Raw genomic sequence first — 13,937 nt, forward strand, 5'->3', positions numbered from 1 at the left:
AATGAGTGAAGTTGTTATTAAAATAGAAAGTTTATCAAAGCAATACCGGCTTGGCCAGGTTGGGCGTAGAACATTATCTCATGATATCAACCGGTGGTGGTATAAAGTGCTTGGCAAAGGCGATCCTTATGCTAAAGTTGGCCAGGAGAATGAAAGATCAAAAAAGGCTGAATCAGAGTATGTATGGGCACTGCGTGATATTTGTTTCAATGTCAGGCAAGGCCAGGTGTTGGGGGTTATAGGCAGAAACGGGGCGGGGAAATCAACGCTGTTAAAAATTTTATCTAAAGTAACGGCACCAACTACCGGACAAATAAAGCTTAACGGAAAGATTGCTTCTCTCCTTGAGGTTGGAACAGGCTTTCATCCGGAATTATCAGGGCGGGATAATATTTTTCTCAATGGCGCCATTCTTGGAATGAGCCGGAAAGAAGTGCAGCGTAAGTTTGATGCAATTGTGAGCTTTTCAGGTGTGGAGAGATATATAGATACTCCTGTTAAGCGATACAGTAGCGGTATGTATGTCCGCCTCGCTTTTGCTGTAGCTGCTCACCTTGAGCCTGATATTTTGATAGTAGACGAGGTATTGGCGGTAGGCGATGCGGAATTTCAAAAAAAATGTTTGGGTAAAATAAAGGATGTAAGTGAGAAAGATGGTCGCACGGTATTATTTGTGAGCCATAACATGTCTGCTGTCAAAGCTCTTTGCGATTCATGCCTGGTACTCAAGAATGGTAAAACATTTTTTTTGGGAAACTCTCTTGAAGGAGTAGGATATTATGAGTCTGAGGTAGAAAGTATTGCAAGCTCTTTGTTTCATGAAGATATTAAACAGGCTCCGGGAAATGACCTCGTAAAAATAGTTTCTTTTACAGTAAGGCCAACGAAGAACAATGCTATAACTGTAAGGTCAGGTATAGAAGTTGAAGTTGTTGTATACAGCTTTCTTGAAAACAGAAATCTTGATGTCACTTTTGATTTAAAGACTGGTGGAGATATCACTGTATTTCATTGCGGGTGTGTTATTACTTCACAAAAGAATAGTCGAAAGGGTAGTTATAAAGTTTCTTTCACACTGCCTCCTTTTTTGTTAAATGTCGGGATGTATTATTTCTCTCTTATTGTTGGTGAAGATATGCGGGTTGCATTATTTAAACTTGGCAGTTTTGTAGGCTTTAAAGTATTGCATGAGTCTGATGGCGCCAATCATAGTGCGTTACCAGGTATTATTTCGCCAAGAATTGAATACCAGGTTGAGTATGGAAGCTAACGTTAACGTGCAGGATTTCAGAGGAAGGAAAATTTCAGAGACAGGAATGCCCCTGGTAACCATCGGGGTTTTGTCTTATAATAATGCGCCCTTTATCCGCGAAACGCTTGATTCTGTGTATGGCCAATCATACGGTAATATTGAACTGGTGATTGTAGATGATTGTTCCACGGATAATTCCCTTAACATCATTACTGAATGGATTAAGGCGTATAACTTAAAGTGTAATCTTATAATTCATGACAGGAATTACGGCATCTGCAGAACCTGTAACGACGTCATCAAAAATGCATCGGGTAAGTACATTTCTCTTTTTGGCTCGGACGATATCATGAATGAGATGCGAATAGAAAAACTCGTGCACGAAATGGAGCAGGCGGGGGAAGAATACGCTTTATGTCACAGCAGTTGTGAGGCAATTGATCAAAATGGCCAGCATATTGGAATCTATAATGTTGAAGGCTATCAGCGCCAGGGATATATTTTTGATATGCTGCTCGAAAGGAAAATCTTCATATCAGCCCCGTCGGTGCTTATCAGAAAAAGCGTATACGACAAAGTCGGGTTATATGACGAACGCCTTTATGCGGAGGATTTCGGCATGTGGACAAAACTGCTGCCTCTTTACAAGGTAAAATTCAGCCAATACATTGGTGTTAAATACAGGATAATCGGCGGAGAAAAGAGATACAATACAGAGCAGTTAAAACAGAGAATACAACGGTATCATAAAGACAGGATATTCATATACATAGAATGCCTTAAAATTCTAAAGACAACTAAAGAATGGCCAAAGCAAGAGCAGGATATAAAAAAGAAAGTTGAGTTTCATCTTATACGACTGCAGCAATGCAAGTCTCCATACTTTGCAACCATGCTGGGGTATTTGTTGAGACATTTTTTTTGGCGGCTTGATTACAAAATACTTTTGATGAACCGTATTCGCCAACTATCTCCAGGTTACAAGGAGAATTACCATTGGAATTTTGAATGAGTTTTTAGTTTTTATCATACTGTTGGCCTGTTTACTATATAATGAAAGCTAATACCGCCCCTCTCGTAACTATTATCGCGGTTTGTTATAACCAGCAAAACTGGGTTCAGCAAACATTAGATAGTATAAAGGCCCAGACTTATGATAATATCCAGCTAATCATTGCTGATGATGGTTCCTCAGACGACTCAAAAAAAATTATTCAAAGTTGGATTGACTATAATGGCGGAGATGTTTTCTTTATTAGCCATATCAAAAATAGAGGGCTAACCAGAAATATAAACAGTGCCATTCCGCACATACGGGGTAAGTATTACCAGGTATTCGGGTGCGATGATATAATGTTGCCGGATAAAATAAAGCTGCAGGTTGCTTTTCTTGAGCAAGATGAGAGTGTCGGCATTGTCTATTCCGATATGCAGCTTATAAACAGCGATGGGGTAATGCTCGAAAATTCTTATTACCAGAAGCATACGTATAAGCAACCGTTAAGCGGGTGGATTTATGGAGATATGCTTAACCGTATCATTATTTCTGCACCCAGTGTTTTAATCAGAATGGAAGTACTCAATCAGTTAAAAAAGTATAACGAGTCACTGGACTATGAGGATTATGACTTCTTTTTGCGGGCTTCAAAAAAATATAAATTTTTCTATGACCCTTCGATTACTGTTAAATATCGCATAACAGGCAATTCGCTTAGCACAGTAGAACATAGCGACAAATATTTTAAAAACCTCTTTATTATCTTTTATCAAAACTTTGATAAAACTGTGGAGTTTCGTGATCAATTCTCAAAGCGCCTGCTCTTCGCTTTAAAAAACCTGCATAGCATAAAGTATAACAAGGTTTTTATCTGGGGTGTCAAAGCTTTTGTAAAGACCGGGCGTTTAATTTTTTTAAAATGGGGTATTGCGGGAATGCCCTATATGATTACCGGAAAAACAGTTTAGTATTTTCTTAGACTGACAGTTCTTTTGATACCAGCTTTGTATTTCATGGCATCTTCGTTGCGTCGCAATCCGTTCATCGTATGTTTCAATGGGCGTCGCCAGTCTGTAAGGCTAATCGTTTCCTAATATAAATAGTCCCTTATTGCTATGAGTAATGATATACGCATTATCCAACTCCCGAGAATATTTGATGAACGGGGAAATTTATCTGTTCTGCAGGAAGACAAAGAAATACCCTTCCTGGTAAAACGTGTGTACTGGATTTATGATGTTCCGGGCGGGGAAATGCGTGGCAGCCATGCTTTTAAAAACTCTTCCGAAATTATTATTGCCTTGTCAGGCAGTTACGACGTGGTATTGCATGATGGTATCAAAGAGCACAGGTACCAGCTTAACCGTTCTTACTATGGGCTTTATGTACCTAAAATGACCTGGCGTACACTTGAAAATTTTTCCACCAATTCTCTTGCCCTGGTAATAACGGATCTTGCATTTGATGAGCATGATTATATACGGGAGTTTGATTTTTTCAAAAAATTAAAGCAATCAGCATGAGTGCCGCCACTGTGTTTGACTGTAATGTAATTCACCTCCCCAAAATTTACAATAAAGCAGGGAGTATAACACCTGTTCAAAACTCAGTTGAAGTGCCGTTTGATGTAAAGCGTATTTTCTACCTGTATGATATACCCGGGGGCGAAGCAAGGGGTGGGCATGCGCACCATACATTACAGCAGTTTGTAATAGCCGCCAGTGGCAGTTTTGATATTACCATTGATGACGGCAGAAGCAAGAAAACCATACACCTTAACAGGCCTTATATGGGGCTTCACATAAAGCCCCTTGTATGGGATTACATGAGTAATTTTTCTTCTGGTGCTATTGTATTGGTTCTGGCATCAGATTTTTATAACGAGCTGGATTACATCAGGGATTACGAGCAATTCAAAAAAATAAGGCGCTAATATGATCCATCATCTGGCAGATGTTCAATCTACGCGTATTGGGGATGGCACCAACATTTGGCAATTTTGCGTTGTGCTGAAGAATGCTGTAATAGGCAGCAATTGTAATATATGCAGCAATTCATTTATTGAAGATGATGTGGTAATTGGCGATAATGTAACTATAAAAAATGGTGTGTATATCTGGAATGGCCTGCGTATAGGTGACAATGTATTTGTTGGCCCTTGTGTTGCCTTTACCAATGATATTTACCCCCGCAGCAAACATAGGGCGAAGCCGGTTTCCACTACTGTAAATAGGGGTGCTTCAATTGGGGCAAATGCTACCATTAAGTGTGGCATTACTGTTGGAGAATATGCTATGATAGGAATGGGTGCTGTTGTTACCCGGGATGTGCCGGCTTATGCATTGGTTATGGGCAACCCGGCAAAAATTGCCGGCTGGGTAGATGAGAGCGGTAGAAAGTTGATACGGCACGATGAAAAAAGTTTTATTTCTCCTGATGGTGTTATATACCTTGAAACAAAAAGTGGTTTGCAAAAACAATGAAAGTTCCTTTTTTCTCTTTTGATGGTATGCACGACACAATTAAGCATGAAATGCTTAACGCTTTCGAAAAGGTGTATGACAGCAAATGGTATATTTTGGGCAATAATGTTAAGGAGTTTGAGAGTGCTTACGCCAGCTTTAGCAATACGCAGTATTGTGCTGGCATAAGTAATTGCCTGGATGCCCTTGTATTAAGTTTGCAGGTTTTAGGGATAGACAGTGGAGACGAGGTGATAGTTCCATCTAACACTTATATTGCTACAGTACTTGCGGTTACCCGGCTGGGTGCTACACCTGTGTTTGCCGAGCCTGATAAGCTAACATATAACCTGGACCCTGAAAATTTTGAGAAGGCAATTACTTCAAAAACAAAGGCCGCAATACCTGTGCACCTGTATGGCCAGCCATGCAATATGCCGGCAATCACTAAGGTTGCCAGGCGGCATAATATTTTTGTTGTAGAAGACAATGCACAATCGCATGCCGCAAAATGGAATGGACAAATTACCGGTAGTTGGGGTGATATAAATGCGACCAGCTTTTACCCCGGCAAAAACCTTGGTGCGTTGGGTGACGCAGGTGCCATTACCACAAACTGTGAGGAATGGTTTGAAAGGATAAAAATGCTGCGTAATTATGGATCTTCAGTTAAGTATTACAACGAAGAGCCTGGCTACAATATGCGCCTTGATGAATTACAGGCGGCATTATTATCTGTTAAGCTAAAGTATATCTATCAATGGAGTGAGGAACGTGTTAGGGTGGCTAATAAATATATTGAACGGTTGAGAGGTGTTAAAAATGTTGTGCTGCCTTATCATCCCCCGGAATGTACACATACCTATCATTTGTTTATTATACGTACAGATTTACGCAATCAAATGCAGCAATACTTAAGGGAGAAGGGTATTGATACGTTAATTCATTATCCCGTACCACCTTTTCTGCAAAAAGCTTATCGTTACCTGGGGTATGGAGAAAAGGATTTTCCTATAGCAAAAAACCTGGCCGATACAATGCTTAGCTTGCCCTTGTACCCGGGAATAACTGATGAACAGATTGAATATGTATGCAAGTGCATTGAAAATTTTGCGAAGCAGCATACCGGGCTCCAGGTATTTGCCGAAAGCGATAAAGCATGATTTTGCTTTACACAGCCCCGCCGCCATTGCCCAATAGAGAACAAAGCGCACAAGTGAGTGACACAACCAAAGCCTCATAGTAGCAATGCTGCTTGTCCCCAACAGCATTATTGAGTAAAACAATGCCAGAAACCGGTATAAATAATTTTAAAAGAATACTTGTTCCCATAGTAGGCAAAGGGTCGGTGGTGCATGTTATAAGAACGGGCCTTTTAAAAAACATGTCTTTGTTTTGTACGCCTGTGGTGGTTATTACCTGGCAGGACGATGCCTTGCTAAACGAAATGATGATGGAGGGGTTTGAAGCGTACGTGCTGCCGGAATATAAGGTTAACGACGACTACAAACTTGTAAGGGCTAAAATGGATTACTGGTATCAGCGCTATAAACTAAAAACGCCAAGTACAGGTATTCAGCAACAATTGATTAACGCTTACAGGCCGGGCAAAAAAGTATTGAAGAACGGGCTCATTAAAATGAGGGAAAGAATAAAAGCAACTGTGTGGCCAGGGTATGCTGAAAATAACAGGCAGCAGGAAGCCCTGCTTATTCAACAGCAAAGTGCTTACATCGTTTTTTCCGAATGGCTGGCCGAAAGAAATATTGAAGGGATTTTTACAGTAACCCCTTTTTTAAATGAAATAGAATTACTGGCAAGAATTATACGTGAAAGGGGGGGCAGGGTAATTGCTTCCATCCATTCTTTTGATAACATTACCAAAAGAGGATGGCCCGCATTTTTCTTTGATCATTATTTTGTTTGGAACATTCACAATAAGCTGGAGCTTCAGCGGATAAGTGAAGACCTGCACGATTCGAAAATCACTATAGCCGGTGCGCCACAATTCGATTTTCACTATCACGAATCTTATTGTTATACAAAGCAGGAATGGCAGGAAATGATGGGCTTGCCGCCTAGCAAAAAAATAATACTGTATGCAGGTGGGGTAAAAGGATTGTTTCCTGATGAGCCGCAATATCCTTTACATCTTAAAGAGGCTATTGAAAGGGGCGGCCTGGGCAGCGATGTAGTGATACTAATGCGCAATCATCCCTTGGATAATGTGGAAAGATGGGAAAATTTTTTGGGCAAATCTCCGTTTGTTTTTTGGGATGTAAATAAGGGCGGAGCGGTAAAAATGGACTTTAGTAATGTTTCTCTGCATGAAATAAAAAGCTTTATTTCTACACTGAAATACACCGATGTTCATGTTAACCTTTGCTCTACCATGGCTGTGGATGGCAGTGTTTTTGCCAAACCCCAGGTAGGCCCGGCGTATGATGCTTATGACAATAAAAAGGGGGAACTGATTAAAAAAATGTATTTCCAGGAGCATTACCGTCCAATTATGAAATCCGGGGCGGTTAAACTGGCCCATTCGCCCGGGCAATTGGTACAACTGGTTAAGCAGGCGCTTGAAAATCCGGCTGAGTTCACCAACCATTCGCAGGACTGTGTAAAAGAAATCATCACTTACACAGACGGGCAGTCTGCCAGGCGTGTGTCAGATAAACTGAAAATGATTTTTGCCGAATGAAGATTTTGCATGTTTGCCAGAACTATTATCCATCTAAAGGAGGGCCGCAGTATACGCTGAAGCACCTTTCTGAAAAACTGGTGGAATATTATGGGGATGAAGTAACCGTATGTACAACCGATTCTTTATATAACCCGGAATCAGCCCTTTACAAAAGAATTGTGCCGGTGCGGGAAACATTGAATGCTGTAAAAATTAACCGGCTGCCTTTCCGGCGTTGGCATTACCCGCTAATTAAGTACGTTAACAAAGCAGCGATAAAGGTTACACGCAATGCATTGCCCGAACATATTACAGCCATGCGATGGGATGTATACAGCCCGGCTATAAAAAAAATGATGGCTTCCACAACGGCGGATGTAATTATGGGCACCACCATCAACTACGATTTCTGTAACTACCCGGTATGGAGGAATGCTTATCCCAATCCCCGGCCTTTTGTTATATATGGTTCGTTACACCTGCACAAGTCTTACGATTACAACGATACCAGCATTAAAAAAGCAAGGCTTTGCGATTGCTACATAGCTAATACAGATTACGAGCGGGATGTGCTGATTCATAAATACGGGGTTGAGCCGGGCAAAATAGTAACCATAGGTACAGGTATAGATGTTGCCGCTATGGATTGCCGGGAAGAGGAAGTTGCATTGTTTAGAAAACAGCACGGCATTGCTGATGATGATATCATCCTTGGCTTTGTGGGCCGGCTTGTTAAAGGTAAAGGTGTAGCATTGTTGTTGGGTCTTATCCGCAATTTGTATAAAGAGAATAGCAAAATTAAATTACTACTGGCCGGCGCTTCAACAGACTACGTGCCGGTTATAAAAGAGGCGATGCACAAAGAGGGTTTGCCAATAATACTCATAGAAAACTTTGCGGAAGGCAAAAAGCCTGTTATTTATAACGCCATGGATATTTTTATCCTTCCTTCTCAAAGCGAATCTTTTGGTGTGGTATTCCTGGAAGCCTGGGCCTGTAAAAAACCTGTGGTGGGGGCATCAATGGGGGCTACCGCTTCTCTGCTAAATGATGGCACTGACAGCTTTCTTTTTGATTTGGACAACATGCCGGAGTTGGAAAACAAGATAAATATGCTTGCCGCCAGTGCGGAATTGAGAAAAGTTATGGGCGAAAACGGTTACAAAAAAGCCAGCCGTCAGTTTTCCTGGCCCTCAATTGTAGAAGGGTACAGAAATGCCTATTTGCTGGGCATTGAAAACTTTAAAAAACAGGCAAGCCTTAATTATCTTTCTGAAAAGTAAAGTAATAAGCTTACAGAGTTTCATGCACATACTTCACGTTACACAAAACTATTATCCCTCACGTGGCGGCACGCAGCATACCATGCAACATGTATCTGAGTACCTGGCACAAAAGTACAACGATGAAGTTGCTGTGTATACTACCAACTCGTATTATGGTCCCAACCGGAAGAACTTCAGAAAAATCCCGCTGCAGCAGGAAGTAGTTAACGGTGTTCAGGTAAAGCGTTTCCCGTTTATAAAAATTCATAAGCCCCTCATCAGGTATTATTCACGCATAAAATCCAGGGTTTTTCGCGGAGAGGCGGGAGATTTTTTAACCGCACTTAATGCAGGCCCTTTATCTCCATCGCTCCGTAATGCCATGCTTCATACCGGCGCGGACGTTATATGTGCTTCATCCATGCATTACCTTTTTGCCGATTATCCTTCGTGGGGTAACGGTGCCAACAGCAATAAGCCTTTTGTGTTGTATGGCGCTCTGCATGTAAAAGAGGGTGAAGAAGTTTCAGCGCAATACCTTAAGAGAATCAGCCAGGCTGACTATTACATTGCCAACACCGGTTTTGAAAAGGAATACCTTGTTGCCCGTGGCATTAATGCGGCAAAGATAAAAGTAACAGGTGCTGCCACAGATGTTTTTGAATATGCACTTCAATTAAGCGAAATAGAAACCATAAAGCACAAATATCATCTTGATGAGGGGAGCAAAGTTATACTGTGTTTGTGCCGTCATGAGGCTTCCAAGAATATTGAATGGTTGCTGCAGGCGTATAAACTGCTAAGGCAACAGGGGCAACATGTTTATCTGCTGCTGGCAGGCGCCAGGGGCGGCTTAACGGATAGCCTGCTTGCGCTTGCTGAAAAAGACCCTCACATACGTGTGCTTTTCGATTTCAGCGACAAAGAAAAGTGCGAATTGCTTAAGCTTGCCGATATGGTGGTGCTGCCTTCCGTTTCAGAATCATTCGGTGTGGTATTCCTGGAGGGCTGGAGTTATCATAAGCCTGTTATTGGCGCCAATATCGGGGCGATAGCATCCGTTATTGATGATGGCATTAACGGGTTGCTGTTTAAGCCGGGCGATATGGAAGACCTGTCAGAGAAAGTAAAAACGTTGCTTACAAATAACCAGCTATGCAATGCTTTTGGCAATAACGGTTATCAAAAGGTAATGCGCTTATATACATGGCCCATCGTCTCGTCTGCTTTTAGAAGTGTTTACGAACTGGCCATTCAATCAAAGAAGGGAGTAACAGTTTAGCCAATGTTTTCAGAAGAAGCTGGGTGGATTAAAGAAGCCCTCAAGTCCGTAAACAATGTTCCGCACAAAACGGCTGGTAATTTTGGTTCTTCAACCGGTTATTTCAGAAAGCACATCCAGCCTCACATACACAATTTTATTTTCGGGCCGTTGGAAAGTACCGGGTGGAAGGTGCAGCACATTGATATTAAAGCAGAGGAAGGTGTTGATGTGGTGGCGGATATTACGGCCCCTTCATTCAGTCATAATTTCGCCGGCCGGTATTCGCTTATATTTTGCACCAATATGCTGGAGCATGTAACCAACATACCATTGGTGATAAACAACCTGCTTGCCGCTGCCGAAAAAAATGCGTACATACTGCTCACGGTGCCCTATAAATACAAAAAACACCTTGACCCTATTGACAACATGTTCAGGCCAACACCTGAGCGCATTGATGAGTTGTTCAGCCATGTAAGCCATAGTGTTGTTAAAGCGGGTATCGTTACCATCCATAATAAAGAGTATTACAGGGTTAAAAAATCCGCGTTTCCCCTGTGGGGCTACCGCGAAAGAATGCTGTATTACGTGGGCCGCCGCCATAAAGTTTCTGCGTTGCTCATTCAGCTTAATAACTGATACATGGGTATACAGGTAAGAAGAATTTTTTGGGCGCCCCTACGGCCGGGCTTTCCGTTCCAAGTCCTCACTCCGCTCCGTTTCACTTCGCTTCGTTGCGGGCTTTCCACTTCAATCCCTGGCGCATAGTGACACAGCTCTGTTCCCCACATAGCTTTTGCGGTGCTGTTTTTAAAATTTTCGTTTAACATGTGTGGCATAGCCGGAATATATCATTTCAAACGTAAAGAACCAGACCTCCATTACATGAACTGGTGCCTCTCCACTATGCGGCGCCGTGGGCCCGATGCGTCTGGCATATGGCATAACCAGCAAAATTACACGGCTGGTTTTGTACGCTTATCCATCAGGGATTTAAGCGCCAATGGCCATCAGCCCATGCTTACAGATTGTGGTAACTACTGCATTAGCTTCAATGGCGAAATTTATAATACCGGCCAACTTCAGCAACTGTTAAAACCTTACCGCTCTCATTATGCTTCAACTTCCGATACGGAAGTGCTGCTGTATGCGCTCATGCATCTTGGCATTGATAAAACTTTGCAGGAGGCAAACGGCATTTTCGCATTTGCCTTTTTTGATGTAAGGAAAAACACCCTGGTGCTTGCCAGGGACAGGGCGGGCATTAAGCCCCTCTATGTAGGTGTCAGCAGCAACACAGTTGTGTATAGCTCCCAGTACGATCATGTAATCAACCACCCGGAATTTAAGGCGGAAACATGGTCTTCCTCATCCGTGGCCAATTATCTTTCTTTAGGCTTCATGCCCGATGGAGAAGGGGTCATTAATAATACCTGGCTCTTTCCGCATGCGCATTACGCTGTAGTGCAAAACGGTACTTTCACTACAAGCTGCTATTACAGCTACCCTGCAGTTTCAGGCGCTGCCAGCTCCCAAAGCATGGAGGAATGTTTGCAGGCTGCCGTCAGCAATCAACTGGTGAGTGATGTACCTGTTGGTACTTTTATGTCCGGCGGCGTTGATAGTACGCTGGTAAGCTATTATGCAAACAGTCGCAGCCGCATCAGCTCGTTTACAATTGGTGTTCAAAACAGCGGTATGGACGAATCGGCCGATGCTGAAAAGTTTGCTGCCGTGTTTAATACTGTGCATTCCTGCAGGTTTATAGAGCCTGCTGATTTGCTGGCGCTTATACAGGACAATGCCCGGGCGTTTACAGAACCCTTTGCTGATTACTCTTCCATACCGACTTTACTGCTTTCCGCATTTGCCAGGCAAAAAGTAACAGTGGCGTTAAGTGGCGATGGGGGCGATGAATTGTTCTGGGGCTATCCACGCAATAATAAGGCGTTAAACTTAATACCTTTCTACCGCAATTCTTTATTGGCAAGGCGGGCCACACTGCTGCTCTCAAAGCTTAAAAGCAGCAAGGCCATGGATCTTTCCAGGCATTGGAACCAGCGGGACTTTTTTAGCTTCTACTATTCTTCCTTTTTTATCAGTGGTGCTTTACAGCAATTGCCTTCCATATGCAGGGCTGAGCCATCAGAGCCTTTCTTTTTAAAAGAATTCTTCAAAACCGCAAACCAGTATAACGAAGCAGATGAATTAATGAATGCTGTGCGCAAATTGGAAATGGACATACACCTTCAGCGCATTTTGCTAAAGGTTGACAGGGCCAGCATGTACCACAGCCTGGAAGTGCGGGTTCCGCTCCTGGATAATACAATGCTGAACCATAGCCTTTCTTACGGTTATAAAGAGTGCATAGTTAACGGCAATGGCAAGATGAACCTTAAGCGGCTGCTGTCAGAAAAATCTGATGAAAGCTGGGTGATGAAGCCTAAAAAAGGTTTTATAATTCCTATTGATGAATGGACGAGGAATGTGCTGAAGAAAGAAGTGCAGGAGAAAATTATGGATATGCCGCAGCACCTGTCCATGTTTTTTAACCGCGGCAACATGCACCGTATGCTTAACCGGCATTTTAACGGGCAGGCAAACCTTGGCTGGATGGTATGGGCTGTTTATTCATTGGTTGTATGGGATAATATTCACCGTAATAAATTGTAAATTTTGAGAATAGGCATAGTTGTACAATCCTTTCCGTCAATAAGCGAAACGTTTATTTTTAACCGGGTACTGTATTTAAGCAAGCGTGGGCACCAGGTAATTGTTTTTGCAAGGCAGGTAAATATGGACATGCAACGGCAATTGTTTGCCGGCAACAGCAATGTTGCGGTAGTCGCCTGCGGTAATGCCGCGCTGGTTAAGCATATAGTTACACATCCCTGGTTAATAGCTGCGGGCAATAATGGCAGCCGGCAAGGGTTCAAGAAAAAAATTATTACCGCTGCCCGGCTGGCATTGTTTGCCAGGTACAGGCCAGATATTATGCACTTTGAGTTTTCAGGCATAGCGGTTGACCACCTTGCTGAAATAGAAAAGATCACTGCCAAGAAAGTGGTAAGTTGCCGGGGCACAGGGGAAAAGGTAAAGCTGCTTACTGATAAGGGCCGTAAAGAAAAACTGCAGCAGGTTTTTAACCAGGTTAACCTGGTACACTGTGTATCTAATGACATCCGCAATGCAATATCTCCTTATTGCAGCAACATGGATAAAGTTTTTATCAACTATCCCTCAATTGATACGGAGCGTTTTAAAAGGTCATCAGAGTATGCCGATGCCGGAGTGATAACCATACTTACCATTGGCAGGCTTACTTTTCAAAAAGGGTACTTAACGGGTTTGCTGGCTGTAAGAAAACTTAAACAATCCGGGGTTAAGCTCAGGTGGCTGATAGTGGGGGCGGGGCCGCAGGAAGAAGAAATTGTTTTTCACATTAACCAGATGCAGCTTAATAATGAGGTAGAGATGCTGGGCGCCAAAAAAAGGGAAGAAGTAATTGACTTATACAATAAGGTAAATATATTCCTTTTGCCAAGTGTATATGAAGGTGTGGCCAATGTGGTGCTGGAAGCCATGAGCATGGAACTGCCCGTTGTAAGTACCAAAAGCGGTGGAATGGATGAAGTGATTACCCATGATGCCGATGGCCTTCTTACCGAGGTTTACGACAGTGATTTGCTGGCCACACACATGGAAAGGTTGGCTAAAGATTACGGGCTGAGAAAAAAGCTTGGAGTGGCTGCAAGGGTTACTGTACAAAACAGGTTTAATATAAATCTGCAGGCTGATATTTTTGAAGCGCACTATAAAAAGCTGATGGATACAACGGCTGCGGTTACGCAGCCAGTTTAATACCCGCTTAAATGCAGCCATGAAAACAGAACGTACAAGTGAGTGACACAAGCGGCGATGACATGAAAGGCCGCAGCCCGTCCCATAAAAAAATGGCAGCACTTGGTAAGAGGTAATGAAAACTATTAGCGAAACAAATACTGTTGTTGGTGG

General features: G+C 42.6%; 13 protein-coding genes. All 13 read left to right on the forward strand.

The features are described from left to right. Window position 1 precedes the first annotated feature (1 nt). On the forward strand, window positions 2–1,270 hold the full coding sequence (locus F0364_RS19335) for an ABC transporter ATP-binding protein (protein ID WP_153799449.1): 1,269 nt from the start codon (window positions 2–4) through the stop codon (window positions 1,268–1,270). Next, on the forward strand, window positions 1,260–2,264 hold the full coding sequence (locus tag F0364_RS19340) for a glycosyltransferase family 2 protein (RefSeq protein WP_207632771.1): 1,005 nt from the start codon (window positions 1,260–1,262) through the stop codon (window positions 2,262–2,264). Before F0364_RS19335 ends, F0364_RS19340 begins: the two co-directional genes overlap by 11 nt. Before the next feature lie 41 nt (window positions 2,265–2,305). Continuing rightward, the gene (locus tag F0364_RS19345; RefSeq protein WP_153799451.1) at window positions 2,306–3,217 is read left to right on the forward strand and encodes a glycosyltransferase; all 912 of its coding nucleotides are present in this window, start codon (window positions 2,306–2,308) and stop codon (window positions 3,215–3,217) included. Window positions 3,218–3,364: 147 nt separating this feature from the next. After that, complete coding sequence (locus F0364_RS19350; RefSeq protein WP_153799452.1) at window positions 3,365–3,772, forward strand: sugar 3,4-ketoisomerase; 408 nt, start codon at window positions 3,365–3,367, stop codon at window positions 3,770–3,772. Further along, window positions 3,769–4,182 (forward strand): sugar 3,4-ketoisomerase, encoded by a 414-nt coding sequence (locus F0364_RS19355; protein WP_153799453.1) that lies wholly within the window; start codon window positions 3,769–3,771, stop codon window positions 4,180–4,182. Before F0364_RS19350 ends, F0364_RS19355 begins: the two co-directional genes overlap by 4 nt. 1 nt (window position 4,183) lies before the next feature. Next, entirely contained in the window at window positions 4,184–4,732 is a 549-nt protein-coding gene (locus F0364_RS19360; protein WP_153799454.1) for an acyltransferase, read from the forward strand. Next, a complete protein-coding gene (locus F0364_RS19365) occupies window positions 4,729–5,874 on the forward strand; it encodes a DegT/DnrJ/EryC1/StrS family aminotransferase (RefSeq protein WP_153799455.1) in 1,146 nt (381 codons plus the stop codon). Before F0364_RS19360 ends, F0364_RS19365 begins: the two co-directional genes overlap by 4 nt. Window positions 5,875–5,996: 122 nt before the next feature. Further along, window positions 5,997–7,412 (forward strand): CDP-glycerol glycerophosphotransferase family protein, encoded by a 1,416-nt coding sequence (locus F0364_RS19370; protein WP_153799456.1) that lies wholly within the window; start codon window positions 5,997–5,999, stop codon window positions 7,410–7,412. After that, a complete protein-coding gene (locus F0364_RS19375; RefSeq protein WP_153799457.1) occupies window positions 7,409–8,677 on the forward strand; it encodes a glycosyltransferase family 4 protein in 1,269 nt (422 codons plus the stop codon). Before F0364_RS19370 ends, F0364_RS19375 begins: the two co-directional genes overlap by 4 nt. Before the next feature lie 22 nt (window positions 8,678–8,699). Next, window positions 8,700–9,941, forward strand: coding sequence for a glycosyltransferase family 4 protein (locus F0364_RS19380; RefSeq protein WP_207632772.1), 1,242 nt, complete (start codon window positions 8,700–8,702; stop codon window positions 9,939–9,941). A 3-nt stretch (window positions 9,942–9,944) separates the two neighbouring features. Next, the gene (locus F0364_RS19385) at window positions 9,945–10,562 is read left to right on the forward strand and encodes a methyltransferase domain-containing protein (protein WP_153799459.1); all 618 of its coding nucleotides are present in this window, start codon (window positions 9,945–9,947) and stop codon (window positions 10,560–10,562) included. Between the two features lie 189 nt (window positions 10,563–10,751). After that, window positions 10,752–12,596 carry an asparagine synthase (glutamine-hydrolyzing) gene (gene asnB / locus F0364_RS19390; protein WP_153799460.1) on the forward strand — a complete coding sequence of 615 codons (1,845 nt, stop codon included), beginning with the start codon at window positions 10,752–10,754 and terminating at the stop codon, window positions 12,594–12,596. Between the two features lie 3 nt (window positions 12,597–12,599). Next, complete coding sequence (locus F0364_RS19395) at window positions 12,600–13,784, forward strand: glycosyltransferase family 4 protein (protein WP_153799461.1); 1,185 nt, start codon at window positions 12,600–12,602, stop codon at window positions 13,782–13,784. Window positions 13,785–13,937 lie beyond the last annotated feature (153 nt).

The organism is Foetidibacter luteolus (assembly GCF_009650435.1).
In the GTDB taxonomy this organism is placed as follows: domain Bacteria; phylum Bacteroidota; class Bacteroidia; order Chitinophagales; family Chitinophagaceae; genus Foetidibacter; species Foetidibacter luteolus.

What these genes read in the sequence shown, in the direction of transcription:
- F0364_RS19335 (WP_153799449.1), top strand. Translation starts at nt 2, where the DNA reads ATGAGTGAAGTTGTTATTAAAATAGAAAGTTTATCAAAGCAATACCGG.
- F0364_RS19340 (WP_207632771.1), top strand. Translation starts at nt 1,260, where the DNA reads ATGGAAGCTAACGTTAACGTGCAGGATTTCAGAGGAAGGAAAATTTCA.
- F0364_RS19345 (WP_153799451.1), top strand. Translation starts at nt 2,306, where the DNA reads ATGAAAGCTAATACCGCCCCTCTCGTAACTATTATCGCGGTTTGTTAT.
- F0364_RS19350 (WP_153799452.1), top strand. Translation starts at nt 3,365, where the DNA reads ATGAGTAATGATATACGCATTATCCAACTCCCGAGAATATTTGATGAA.
- F0364_RS19355 (WP_153799453.1), top strand. Translation starts at nt 3,769, where the DNA reads ATGAGTGCCGCCACTGTGTTTGACTGTAATGTAATTCACCTCCCCAAA.
- F0364_RS19360 (WP_153799454.1), top strand. Translation starts at nt 4,184, where the DNA reads ATGATCCATCATCTGGCAGATGTTCAATCTACGCGTATTGGGGATGGC.
- F0364_RS19365 (WP_153799455.1), top strand. Translation starts at nt 4,729, where the DNA reads ATGAAAGTTCCTTTTTTCTCTTTTGATGGTATGCACGACACAATTAAG.
- F0364_RS19370 (WP_153799456.1), top strand. Translation starts at nt 5,997, where the DNA reads ATGCCAGAAACCGGTATAAATAATTTTAAAAGAATACTTGTTCCCATA.
- F0364_RS19375 (WP_153799457.1), top strand. Translation starts at nt 7,409, where the DNA reads ATGAAGATTTTGCATGTTTGCCAGAACTATTATCCATCTAAAGGAGGG.
- F0364_RS19380 (WP_207632772.1), top strand. Translation starts at nt 8,700, where the DNA reads ATGCACATACTTCACGTTACACAAAACTATTATCCCTCACGTGGCGGC.
- F0364_RS19385 (WP_153799459.1), top strand. Translation starts at nt 9,945, where the DNA reads ATGTTTTCAGAAGAAGCTGGGTGGATTAAAGAAGCCCTCAAGTCCGTA.
- asnB (WP_153799460.1), top strand. Translation starts at nt 10,752, where the DNA reads ATGTGTGGCATAGCCGGAATATATCATTTCAAACGTAAAGAACCAGAC.